Raw genomic sequence first — 11,396 nt, 5'->3', positions numbered from 1 at the left:
GCCGGCGGGGGCGGGGCGGCGGGTCAGCCGACAGCGCCCTCCATCTGCAGCTCGATCAGCCGGTTGAGCTCCAGCGCGTACTCCATCGGCAGTTCCTTGGCGATCGGCTCGACGAAGCCGCGCACGATCATCGCCATCGCCTCGAACTCGGACAGACCGCGGCTCATCAGGTAGAAGAGCTGGTCCTCGGAGACCTTGGAGACGGTCGCCTCGTGGCCCATGGAGACGTCGTCCTCGCGGACGTCGACGTAGGGGTAGGTGTCCGAGCGGGAGATCGTGTCCACGAGCAGCGCGTCGCACAGCACGTTGGACTTGGCGCCGGGGGCGCCCTCGCCGATCTCGATCAGGCCGCGGTAGGAGGTGCGGCCGCCGCCGCGCGCCACCGACTTGGAGACGATGTTCGACGAGGTGTTCGGGGCCATGTGGACCATCTTGGCGCCGGCGTCCTGGTGCTGGCCCTCGCCGGCGAAGGCGATGGACAGGGTCTCGCCCTTGGCGTGCTCGCCCATCAGGTAGACGGCCGGGTACTTCATCGTCACCTTGGAGCCGATGTTGCCGTCGACCCACTCCATGGTCGCGCCCTCGTAGGCGACGGCGCGCTTGGTGACCAGGTTGTAGACGTTGTTCGACCAGTTCTGGATGGTCGTGTAGCGGCAGCGGCCGCCCTTCTTGACGATGATCTCGACGACGGCGCTGTGCAGCGAGTCCGAGGTGTAGATCGGGGCGGTGCAGCCCTCGACGTAGTGGACGTAGGCGTCCTCGTCGACGATGATCAGCGTCCGCTCGAACTGGCCCATGTTCTCGGTGTTGATCCGGAAGTAGGCCTGGAGCGGGATGTCCACGTGGACGCCCTTGGGGACGTAGATGAACGATCCGCCGGACCACACGGCCGTGTTCAGCGACGCGAACTTGTTGTCGCCGACCGGGATGACGGTGCCGAAGTACTCCTGGAAGAGCTCCGGGTGCTCCTTCAGCGCGGTGTCCGTGTCCAGGAAGATGACGCCCTGCTCCTCCAGGTCCTCGCGGATCTGGTGGTAGACGACCTCGGACTCGTACTGCGCGGCGACACCGGCGACCAGGCGCTGCTTCTCCGCCTCCGGGATGCCGAGCTTGTCGTAGGTGTTCTTGATGTCCTCGGGCAGGTCCTCCCAGGAAGCGGCCTGCTTCTCGGTGGAGCGCACGAAGTACTTGATGTTGTCGAAGTCGATGCCCGACAGGTCCGAGCCCCAGTTGGGCATGGGCTTCTTGTCGAACAGGCGCAGGCCCTTGAGCCGCAGCTTCAGCATCCACTCCGGCTCGTTCTTCTTCGCGGAGATGTCTCGGACGACGTCCTCGCTCAGACCGCGCTTGGCCGCGGCGCCTGCCGCGTCGGAGTCGGCCCAGCCGAATTCGTACGTACCCAGACCCTCGAGTTCGGGGTGGGCAGTCTCCGTGGGGAGAGTCATGCGGGGTTCCTCCCGGCCGTGCTTGCGGATGCGGTTGCGTGGTGGATGCGGGGCGGAGGCGTCTCGGACTCCGCCCCGGGCTTTCTCGGGGGTTCCGAGGTCTCCGGTGGTTCCGGGGGCTCGGGGGGCGGTGGGGCCCCCGCGGCCCTCGAAGCCGTCGAGGACTTCGGGATGTAGGTGGTGCAGACGCCGTCGCCGTGGGCGATGGTCGCCAGCCGCTGGACGTGCGTGCCGAGCAGCTCGGCGAAGAACTCCGTCTCCGCCTCGCACAACTGCGGGAACCGCTCGGCGGCGTGGGCGACCGGGCAGTGGTGCTGGCACAGCTGCTCGCCCTGCTGCGGACGGGGGGCGCTGCGCGCGGTGGCAGCGTACCCGTCCGCGGTGAGCGCCCTGGCCAGGGCCTGGGCGCGCTCCTCGGGGGCCGCCGCCTCCACCGCCTCGCGGTACGGGCCGGACCGGGCGGCGATCCGGGCGCGGGCGAACGCGGCGATCGCCTCGTCCCCGCCCTCCCGCTCGCCGATCCAGCGCAGGGCGTCCACGGCCAGTTCGTCGTACGACTGGTCGAAGGCGTCCCGTCCGCAGTCGGTGAGGGCGAAGACCTTGGCCGGGCGTCCGCGCGTGCGCGCGCCGTAGACCCGGCGCTCGCGCGCCTCCACGATCCCGTCGGCGGACAGGACGTCGAGGTGCCGGCGGACGGCCGCCTGGGTCAGCCCGAGCCGCTGGGCGAGTTCGGAGACGGTCGACGGGCCGTGGTCCAGGACGGAGCGCACGACCCGGTTGCGGGTGGACCGCTCACCGGTCGCAAGTTCCTCCTGGGGAGCCTCGCCGACGTTTTTCACAACGCCATTGTTGCGTAATTCATCCGGCCCGGGCAAGCCGGGCATGATCCACCCCGGGGTGCGCTGCATCACTTAGGCAAACCTAAGGTGACCTGCGGAAACGATCTCCGATCGATCGAACCGGTGGCGCCCCGGGCCGCTTCCGGGACACTGCCGGGCAGGTCCGCACCCCCGCCGACCGGCCCTCTCGTCACCCGGGGCACCCTCGCCGCCGGTCTCGCCGGACTCGGCGTGCGGCCCGGCGAGACCCTCCTCGTGCACTCCTCGCTCAGCTCCCCGGGCCGGGTCGACGGCGGTCCGGTCACGGTCGTCGGCGCACTGCTCGACGGACCGGGCCACGACTTCGAACGGGACCGCCCCGTCGTCCGCGGCACCGTCGGGGCGGCCGGGGCACGGCTGTTCCCCCTGCCGGACGCGGTGGCCCACGCACAGCGGTGGCTGGAGCCGCACCGTCCCCGCACGGAGGAGTTCCCGAACCCGCCGGTCCGAGGTCCCCGGCCCGTCCCTAGACTCGTGACCCATGCGAAGCGAGCCCGTGGTCCAGGTGCAGGCCCTGGTGAAGCGGTACGGCACGAAGACCGCGGTGGACGGTCTCGACCTGGTGGCGCGGCAGGGCGTGACGGCCGTGCTCGGACCCAACGGGGCGGGCAAGACGACCACGGTGGAGACCTGTGAGGGATACCGGCGGCCGGACTCCGGCACGGTGCGCGTCCTGGGCCTGGACCCGGTGCGGGAGTCGGCCGCGCTCCGGCCCCGCGTCGGCGTGATGCTCCAGTCCGGCGGCGTCTACTCGGGCGCGCGGGCCGACGAGATGCTCCGGCACACGGCCAGGCTGCACGCGCACCCCCTGGACGTGGACGCGCTGATCGAGCGCCTCGGACTCGGCTCCTGCGGCCGTACGACGTACCGGCGGCTCTCCGGCGGCCAGCAGCAGCGGCTCGCGCTGGCGATGGCCGTGGTCGGGCGCCCGGAACTGGTCTTCCTGGACGAACCGACCGCCGGCCTCGACCCGCAGGCCCGCCGCGCCACCTGGGACCTCGTACGGGACCTGCGCGCCGACGGGGTCTCCGTCATCCTCACCACGCACCACATGGACGAGGCCGAACAGCTCGCCGACGACGTCGCGATCATCGACGCCGGCCGGGTGGTGGCCCAGGGCAGCCCCGAGGAGCTGTGCCGGGGCGGCGCCGAGAACACCCTGCGCTTCTCGGGCCGGCCGGGGCTGGACGTGGTCTCCCTGCTCAAGGCGCTCCCGCCCGACTTCCGGGCCGACGAGCCGGCCCCGGGCTCGTACCGGGTGGTCGGCGAGGTGGACCCGCACCTGCTCGCCACGGTCACGTCCTGGTGCGCGCAGCACGGCGTGCTGCCGGACCGGATCTCGGTCGAACGGCACACCCTGGAGGATGTCTTCCTGGAACTGACCGGCAAGGAGCTGCGTTCATGAACCCGGTGAATCCGGTGGACCCCGCACCCACCGGGGCCGGGGGAACCGGCGGGACCGGCGCCTACGCGCCGAAGCCGGGCGCGGCGCCGCTCCCCCGCATGATCGCGGCGCAGGCGGTGCTCGAGACGAAGATGCTGCTGCGCAACGGCGAGCAGCTGCTGCTCACCGTGGTCATCCCCACCCTGCTGCTGGTGCTGTTCAGCACCGTGGACATCGTGGACACCGGCGCGGGCGAGGCCGTGGACTTCCTCGCCCCCGGCGTCCTCGCGCTGGCGGTGATGTCGACGGCGTTCACCGGGCAGGCCATCGCCACCGGGTTCGAGCGCCGGTACGGGGTGCTGAAGCGGCTGGCGGCGTCGCCGCTGCCGCGCTGGGCGCTGATGACCGCGAAGACGCTGTCGGTGCTGGTCACCGAGGTGCTCCAGATCACCCTGCTGACGGTGATCGCGTTCGCGCTGGGCTGGTCGCCGCAGGGCAGCCCGTTCGCGGTGCTCCTGCTGCTGGTGCTGGGCACGGCCGCCTTCTCGGGTCTCGGTCTGCTGATGGCCGGCACCCTGAGGGCCGAGGCCACGCTCGCCGCCGCCAACCTGGTGTTCCTGCTGCTGCTCGTCGGCGGCGGGGTCGTCGTACCGCTGGAGAACTTCCCGGCCGGTGCGCAGGGCGTCCTCGGGCTGCTGCCCGTCTCGGCGCTGTCGGAGGGCCTGCGGGACGTGCTCCAGGACGGGGCGGGCCTGCCGTGGACCCAGGTCGCGATCCTCACCGCGTGGGCGGTCGCGGGGCTGGCGGCGGCGGGCCGGTTCTTCCGCTGGGAGTGACCGGGCGGCGGGACCGGGACGGAACCCCCACAGGACGGACCCTCGTGAAAGCGTGCACAAGCGGCGCCCTACGATGGGTGGCGTGCCAAATCTGACCCGCGCCGACGCCCAGGCGGCCCTGCGCAGCCCCCTCGCCTTCATCGCCGCACGCTGGACCCCGGATCCCCGGACGGTCCGGCGGGCGGTCCTCGCCGCGCTCGTCATGTCGGTGGTCATCGTGGTCACCGGCGGCGCGGTACGGCTGACCGGCTCCGGTCTGGGCTGCCCGACCTGGCCCAAATGCACCGACGACTCCCTCACCTCCACCCGCGAGATGGGGGTGCACGGTGTCATCGAGTTCGGCAACCGGCTGCTGACGTACGTGCTGTGCGCGGCCGTCGGCTGGGCGATCGTCGCCGTGCGTTCCGAGAAGCCGTTCCGGCGCAGCCTGACGCGGCTGGGCTGGGCGCAGTTCTGGATCGTGATGGGCAACGCGATCCTCGGCGGCATCGTGGTCCTGGTCGGCCTGAACCCGTACACGGTCGCGGCGCACTTCCTGCTCTCCTCCGCGCTGATCGCGGTGGCCGCCGTGATGTGGCAGCGCGTCCGCGAGGGTGACGGCGAGCCCCGGCCGCTGGTCGGCAAGCCGGTGCGGCAGCTGGTGTGGTTCCTGGTGGTGGCGTCCGTGCTGCTGATCGCGGTCGGCACGGTGGTGACCGGCGCGGGCCCGCACGCGGGCGACTCCAGCGAGGTCGCGCGGATGCCGGTGGACTCGGAGATGGTCAGCAAGCTGCACGCCGTGCTGGCGTGGGTCGTGGCGACGCTGACGTTCGCCCTGTGGTTCGTCCTCAAGGCGGTGGACGCCCCCGAGGGCCCGCTGCACCGCACCCGCGAGCTGTTCCTGATCATCCTCGCGCAGGGCGTGATCGGTTACGTCCAGTACTTCACGGACCTGCCCGAGGTCCTGGTCGGCGCCCACATGTTCGGCTCCTGCATCATGTGGATCTGGGTGGTGCGGGTCCTGCTGTCGCTGCGCGAGCGGCCGGACACTCCGGTGGCCGGTCCGCCGCCGTCACCCGGGCGGACGTCCGGGCGGCCGTCCGACGCCACCAGCACGTCGGTCGCCGGCCGCGGGTAGTCCCGGTCCGCCCTCGCGGTGAGGCCGCCGGGCGGCGGACCGGTGCCGGCGGGGCGGGGTGCCGCCGCCGGCTTCGCGGGGCCTGCCGGTGAGGCGCCGGGAGGCGCTCCCGGCCGCGGGAACGCCGTGGCGCCGGCCCGGCGTCCCCCGCCGGCCCGGTGTCCCGCCCGCGCCGGTGCCGCCCGGAGGCGCGGTTCAGCCGTTGGCCGGGCCGCCGATCTGGAGGCCCGCCATGCGGGTCCATTCGTACCGGCCGGTCCTGACCTTGGCCGCGAACTCGCCGTCGAAGTCGTCGTGGAGGGTCAGGCCCGCCCGCTCGGCCGCCTTCCGGGCGATGGGGTAGGAGTGGGCGACCAGGTCGCCCCAGCCGCCGTCCTCGCCGACGAGCACGATCCGGGCTCCGCGCTGTCCGAGGTACGCGATCTGGCCCTCGGCTCCGCCGTGGGCCGTGGCGAAGCCGCTGATCCGTTTGGCGAGCTTGGCCGCCTTCCGGTCGGCCTTGCGCTCGGCCTTCTGCGCGGCCCGCTGCTCGGAGGTCTGTTCGGAGGTCTGCCCGGCCTTCGGGTCCGACTGCTGCGTGTCTGCCATGACCAGGATGCTACCGACGGGTAGATCGAACGGCGACGGGCGGGGTCCGTGGCCTTGGCCACGGACCCCGCCCGCAGGACGCGTCGGAGGGGGCTACCGCAGGAAGGGGTCCACCGCGACGGCCACGAAGAGCAGCGACACGTAGGTGATGGACCAGTGGAACAGCCGCATCTCCTTGAGCTTGCCGCCGGTCACCTCGGCCTTGGCCCGGTTGAGCAGCGCGTGCGCCTCCCAGAGCCACCAGCCGCCCGCGGCCAGCGCGACCGCCGTGTAGAACCAGCCGGTGTAGCCGAGCGGGGTGAGCAGCAGCGACACCGCGACCATGACCCAGCTGTAGATCACGATCTGCTTGGCGACCGTCTTGTTGCCGGCGATGACCGGGAGCATCGGCACGCCCACGCGCGCGTAGTCCTCCTTCACCTTCATGGACAGCGGCCAGTAGTGCGGCGGCGTCCAGAAGAAGATGACGAGGAAGAGGACGATCGGCGCCCAGGACATCGAGTCGGTGACCGCGGACCAGCCGATCAGCACCGGCATGCAGCCCGCGATGCCGCCCCACACGATGTTCTGCGCCGTACGCCGTTTGAGGATCATCGTGTAGACGACGACGTAGAAGAGGAGCGCGCCGAGGGAGAGCCAGGCGGACAGCCAGTTGACGGCGAGGCCGAACAGCAGGGTCGACACCACGGCCAGGGTGATGCCGAAGACCAGGCACTCGCGCGGGCTGACCATGCCGGTGACCAGGGGACGCTGCGAGGTGCGGTCCATCAGGGCGTCGATGTCGCGGTCGATGTACATGTTGAGCGCGTTGGCACCGCCCGCCGACAGGTAGCCGCCGACGCAGGTCAGCAGCACCAGTCGCAGGTCGGGCACCCCCTGCTGCGCCAGGAACATCACCGGAACGGTGGTGATGAGCAGCAGCTCGATGATCCGCGGCTTGGTCAGCGCCACGAACGCCTTGACACGGGCCCCGATCGGCCGGTGACTCGGGCTCTGGCTCGTCCCGATAACCCCCGCAGGACGGGATTCAACGGCCGTCACTCGCACCCCTGACAGAGACATCCCAGCAAGCCCTCCCGTATGAAGCGGCGGTGAGGCTCGCGCGTACCACGCCACCTTAGACGTTGCCCAGACCCGGACATTCGCGGGGGTCGGGTCGTGTTGAACATGCTCGCTCACAACGCGGGTCCGGGCTCGATTGAGCATCCGGATGAGCGGCTCCGTATTCATCTGCCGAACACGAACACTTCCCAGGCAGAGGGCGGATTGCCCGGGCTCCCGGGAGTCCGCAGGACTCGGGGGAAGCACGCCCTGCGGGGGTAGGCTCGACCTCGCCGGTATGTACTCGTCCGGCATCCGAAGACATGTGGAGAGGAGCCCTGACTCAGGGTGAGCACCAAGCCGACCACCACAGACCTCGAGTGGACCGAACTGGACCAGCGGGCCGTGGACACCGCCCGCGTCCTGGCCGCCGATGCCGTACAGAAGGTCGGCAACGGCCATCCCGGTACGGCGATGAGCCTGGCGCCCGTCGCGTACACCCTCTTCCAGAAGGTGATGCGGCACGACCCCTCGGACGCCGACTGGGTCGGGCGGGACCGTTTCGTCCTGTCCGCCGGCCATTCGTCCCTGACTCTCTACACCCAGCTGTACCTGGCCGGCTTCGGCCTGGAGCTGGACGACCTGAAGGCGTTCCGCACCTGGGGTTCGAAGACGCCGGGCCACCCGGAGTACGGGCACACCACGGGCGTGGAGACGACGACCGGGCCGCTGGGCCAGGGTGTCGCCAACGCGGTCGGCATGGCGATGGCCGCCCGCTACGAGCGCGGCCTGTTCGACCCGGAGGCCGCCCCGGGCGAGTCCCCGTTCGACCACTTCGTCTACTGCGTCGCCGGTGACGGCTGCCTGCAGGAGGGCATCTCCGCGGAGGCGTCCTCGCTGGCCGGCCACCAGAAGCTCGGCAACCTGGTCCTGCTGTGGGACGACAACCACATCTCGATCGAGGGCGACACCGAGACGGCCGTCTCCGAGGACGTCGTCAAGCGGTACGAGGCCTACGGCTGGCACGTGCAGCGGGTGGCCCCGAAGGCGGACGGCGACCTGGACCCGAAGGCGATCTACGACGCCCTCCAGGAGGCCAGGAAGGTCACCGACCGGCCGTCGTTCATCGCGATGCGCTCGATCATCGCCTGGCCGGCCCCGAACGCGCAGAACACCGAAGCCGCCCACGGCTCGGCGCTCGGCGACGACGAGGTGGCCGCCACCAAGCGGGTGCTGGGCTTCGACCCGGAGCAGACCTTCGAGGTGACCGACGAGGTCATCGGCCACACCCGCGGAGCGCTGGAGCGCGGCAGGCGGGCGCGGGCCGAGTGGGAGAAGTCGTTCCAGGAGTGGCGGAGCGGCAACCCGGAGCGCGCGGCCGAGTTCGACCGGATCGCCGCCGGCGAGCTGCCCAAGGGCTGGGAGGACGCGCTTCCGGTCTTCGAGCCGGGCAAGGCGGTCGCCACGCGTGCCGCGTCCGGCAAGGTGCTGCAGGCGCTCGGCGCGGTCGTCCCGGAGCTGTGGGGCGGCTCGGCCGACCTGGCGGGCTCCAACAACACGACGATCGACAAGACGTCGTCGTTCCTCCCGGTGGGCAACCCGCTGCCCGAGGCGGACCCGTACGGCCGCACGATCCACTTCGGCATCCGCGAGCACTCCATGGCCGCGGAGATGAACGGCATCGCGCTGCACGGCAACACCCGCATCTACGGCGGCACCTTCCTGGTGTTCTCCGACTACATGCGCAACGCGGTGCGGCTGTCCGCCCTGATGCACCTGCCGGTGACGTACGTGTGGACGCACGACTCCATCGGCCTGGGTGAGGACGGTCCGACCCACCAGCCCGTGGAGCACCTGGCCTCGCTGCGCGCCATCCCCGGTCTGAACGTCGTCCGCCCCGCGGACGCCAACGAGACCGCGATCGCCTGGCGGGAGATCCTGAAGCGCTGGACGAAGGAGTTCGGCAAGGGCGCTCCGCACGGTCTGGCCCTCACCCGCCAGGGCGTGCCGGTCTACGAGCCGAACGAGGACGCCGCGCGCGGCGGCTACGTGCTGTTCGAGGCCGAGGGCGGCGCCCCGCAGGTGATCCTGATCGCCACCGGTTCCGAGGTGCACGTCGCCGTCGGCGCCCGCGAGGAGCTGCAGGCCGCCGGCGTGCCCACCCGTGTGGTGTCCATGCCGTCGGTGGAGTGGTTCGAGGAGCAGGACCAGGGGTACCGGGAGAGCGTTCTGCCGCCGGCCGTGAAGGCCCGCGTCGCCGTCGAGGCGGGCATCGGCCTCACCTGGCACAAGTACGTGGGTGACGCCGGGCGCATCGTGTCCCTGGAGCACTTCGGTGCGTCCGCCGACGGCAAGGTGCTGTTCGAGGAGTACGGCTTCACCGCCGGGAACGTGGCGTCCGTCGCCCGTGAGGCGCTCGACGCGACCACCGGTACCGCAGCAGCCCGGGCCTGACGCCCGCACACGAGACGTAGGAGATGGAATTTCCATGACAGACGCACTCAAGCGCCTTTCCGACGAAGGCGTCGCGATCTGGCTGGACGACCTGTCGCGCAAGCGGATCACGTCCGGCAACCTCGCCGAGCTGATCGACCAGCAGCACGTCGTGGGCGTCACCACCAACCCGTCGATCTTCCAGAAGGCGATCTCCGAGGGGGACGGCTACGAGGAGCAGCTCACCGACCTCGCCGCCCGCAGGGTCACGGTCGAAGAGGCCATCCGGATGATCACCACGGCGGACGTCCGCGACGCCGCCGACATCCTGCGCCCGGTCTTCGACGCCACCGACGGCCGGGACGGCCGGGTCTCCATCGAGGTCGACCCGCGCCTCGCGCACAACACGCGCTCCACCGTCGCCGAGGCCAAGCAGCTGGCCTGGCTGGTGGACCGGCCCAACACCCTGATCAAGATCCCGGCGACCGAGGCCGGCATCCCGGCGATCGCCGAGACCATCGGCCTGGGCATCAGCGTCAACGTCACGCTGATCTTCTCCCTGGAGCGGTACCGCAAGGTCATGGACGCGTTCCTGACCGGCCTGGAGAAGGCCAGGGAGCGCGGCCTGGACCTGTCGAAGATCCACTCGGTGGCGTCGTTCTTCGTCTCCCGGGTGGACACCGAGATCGACAAGCGGATCGACGCGCTCGGCACCGACGAGGCGAAGGCGCTGCGCGGCAAGGCCGCCCTCGCCAACGCGCGCCTGGCCTACCAGGCGTACGAGGAGGTCTTCGCCACCGACCGCTGGAACGCGCTGGAGCGCGAGGGCGCCAACAAGCAGCGTCCGCTGTGGGCCTCCACCGGTGTGAAGGACAAGGCGTACAAGGCCACGCTGTACGTCGACGACCTGGTGGCGCCGAACACGGTGAACACCATGCCGGAGGCGACCCTGGTGGCCACGGAGGAGTCGGGCGAGATCACCGGCAACACCGTCGCCGGCACCTACGAGCAGGCCCGTGCCGACCTCGACGCGGTCGAGGCGCTCGGCATCTCGTACGACGAGGTGGTGCAACTGCTGGAGGACGAGGGCGTCGACAAGTTCGAGGCGGCCTGGAACGACCTGCTGAAGTCGACCGAGGCGGAGCTCGCGCGCCTCGCCCCCTCGGAGGGCTGACATCTTGTCGAGCAGCAATCCGCTGCGTGACCCGGCGGACCGGCGGCTCCCGCGCATCGCGGGGCCGTCGGGTCTGGTCATCTTCGGGGTCACCGGCGATCTGTCGCGCAAGAAGCTGATGCCGGCGGTGTACGACCTCGCCAACCGGGGTCTGCTGCCGCCGGGCTTCTCGCTGGTCGGTTTCGCCCGCCGCGAGTGGGCGCACGAGGACTTCGCGCAGGAGGTCCACGACGCGGTCAAGGAGCACGCCCGCACCCCCTTCCGCGAGGAGGTCTGGCAGCAGCTCATCCAGGGCATGCGGTTCGTCCAGGGCACCTTCGACGACGACGAGTCCTTCGAGCGGCTGCGCGGCACGATCGAGGAGCTGGACAAGGCGCAGGGCACGGGCGGCAACTTCGCCTTCTACCTGTCGGTGCCGCCGCGGTCCTTCCCGGTGGTCATCCAGCAGCTGAAGAAGCACGGGCTGGCCGACCAGTCGGGCGGTTCCTGGCGGCGCGCGG

9 protein-coding genes and 2 pseudogenes are annotated in these 11,396 nt (G+C 71.1%); 7 read left to right on the top strand and 4 right to left on the bottom strand.

Features of this window, described 5'->3' with window-relative positions; genetic code table 11:
- Positions 1-23: 23 nt before the first annotated feature.
- Positions 24-1,445: a Fe-S cluster assembly protein SufB gene (gene sufB, locus AOK18_RS09170; RefSeq protein WP_055572485.1), complete on the bottom strand. Its 1,422-nt coding sequence runs from the start codon at positions 1,443-1,445 to the stop codon at positions 24-26.
- Entirely contained in the window at positions 1,442-2,284 is an 843-nt protein-coding gene (locus tag AOK18_RS09165) for a helix-turn-helix transcriptional regulator (RefSeq protein WP_055693972.1), read from the bottom strand. Before AOK18_RS09165 ends, sufB begins: the two co-directional genes overlap by 4 nt.
- A 150-nt stretch (positions 2,285-2,434) precedes the next feature.
- Between AOK18_RS09165 and AOK18_RS34115 the strand changes: the two are divergent.
- From AOK18_RS34115 to AOK18_RS09150, 4 genes and pseudogenes are all read left to right on the top strand, one after another.
- A pseudogene (locus tag AOK18_RS34115) lies at positions 2,435-2,770 on the top strand (hypothetical protein); the annotation flags it as partial.
- A gap of 49 nt (positions 2,771-2,819) precedes the next feature.
- On the top strand, positions 2,820-3,728 hold the full coding sequence (locus AOK18_RS09160; RefSeq protein ID WP_055573060.1) for an ABC transporter ATP-binding protein: 909 nt from the start codon (positions 2,820-2,822) through the stop codon (positions 3,726-3,728).
- Positions 3,725-4,543 carry an ABC transporter permease gene (locus tag AOK18_RS09155; RefSeq protein ID WP_055693971.1) on the top strand — a complete coding sequence of 273 codons (819 nt, stop codon included), beginning with the start codon at positions 3,725-3,727 and terminating at the stop codon, positions 4,541-4,543. The genes AOK18_RS09160 and AOK18_RS09155 overlap by 4 nt, the downstream gene beginning before the upstream one ends.
- Positions 4,544-4,616: 73 nt before the next feature.
- Positions 4,617-5,660: a COX15/CtaA family protein gene (locus AOK18_RS09150; protein ID WP_055573058.1), complete on the top strand. Its 1,044-nt coding sequence runs from the start codon at positions 4,617-4,619 to the stop codon at positions 5,658-5,660.
- A 195-nt stretch (positions 5,661-5,855) separates the two neighbouring features.
- Here AOK18_RS09150 and AOK18_RS09145 read toward each other — a convergent pair whose 3' ends face one another.
- Together AOK18_RS09145 and AOK18_RS09140 are read right to left on the bottom strand one after the other, a co-directional pair.
- Positions 5,856-6,248 (bottom strand): hypothetical protein, encoded by a 393-nt coding sequence (locus AOK18_RS09145; RefSeq protein ID WP_055573057.1) that lies wholly within the window; start codon positions 6,246-6,248, stop codon positions 5,856-5,858.
- A gap of 93 nt (positions 6,249-6,341) precedes the next feature.
- Positions 6,342-7,310, bottom strand: coding sequence for a heme o synthase (locus AOK18_RS09140; RefSeq protein ID WP_420865587.1), 969 nt, complete (start codon positions 7,308-7,310; stop codon positions 6,342-6,344).
- Positions 7,311-7,637: 327 nt separating this feature from the next.
- On the opposite strand from AOK18_RS09140, the gene tkt reads away from it, so the two are divergent.
- The 3 genes and pseudogenes from tkt to AOK18_RS09125 form a co-directional block, all read left to right on the top strand.
- The gene (gene tkt, locus AOK18_RS09135) at positions 7,638-9,743 is read left to right on the top strand and encodes a transketolase (RefSeq protein ID WP_055693970.1); all 2,106 of its coding nucleotides are present in this window, start codon (positions 7,638-7,640) and stop codon (positions 9,741-9,743) included.
- 34 nt (positions 9,744-9,777) lie between these two features.
- A complete protein-coding gene (gene tal, locus AOK18_RS09130) occupies positions 9,778-10,896 on the top strand; it encodes a transaldolase (RefSeq protein ID WP_055573054.1) in 1,119 nt (372 codons plus the stop codon).
- A gap of 4 nt (positions 10,897-10,900) precedes the next feature.
- Positions 10,901-11,396, top strand: a pseudogene (locus AOK18_RS09125) (glucose-6-phosphate dehydrogenase); the annotation flags it as partial.

The organism is Streptomyces prasinopilosus, assembly GCF_001419695.1.
GTDB classification, from domain to species: domain Bacteria; phylum Actinomycetota; class Actinomycetes; order Streptomycetales; family Streptomycetaceae; genus Streptomyces; species Streptomyces prasinopilosus.
This window is presented reverse-complemented; position numbering and strand designations above follow the sequence as displayed.

What these genes read in the sequence shown, in the direction of transcription:
- sufB (WP_055572485.1), bottom strand. Translation starts at nt 1,445, where the DNA reads ATGACTCTCCCCACGGAGACTGCCCACCCCGAACTCGAGGGTCTGGGT.
- AOK18_RS09150 (WP_055573058.1), top strand. Translation starts at nt 4,617, where the DNA reads ATGGGTGGCGTGCCAAATCTGACCCGCGCCGACGCCCAGGCGGCCCTG.
- AOK18_RS09145 (WP_055573057.1), bottom strand. Translation starts at nt 6,248, where the DNA reads ATGGCAGACACGCAGCAGTCGGACCCGAAGGCCGGGCAGACCTCCGAA.
- AOK18_RS09140 (WP_420865587.1), bottom strand. Translation starts at nt 7,310, where the DNA reads ATGTCTCTGTCAGGGGTGCGAGTGACGGCCGTTGAATCCCGTCCTGCG.
- AOK18_RS09155 (WP_055693971.1), top strand. Translation starts at nt 3,725, where the DNA reads ATGAACCCGGTGAATCCGGTGGACCCCGCACCCACCGGGGCCGGGGGA.
- tal (WP_055573054.1), top strand. Translation starts at nt 9,778, where the DNA reads ATGACAGACGCACTCAAGCGCCTTTCCGACGAAGGCGTCGCGATCTGG.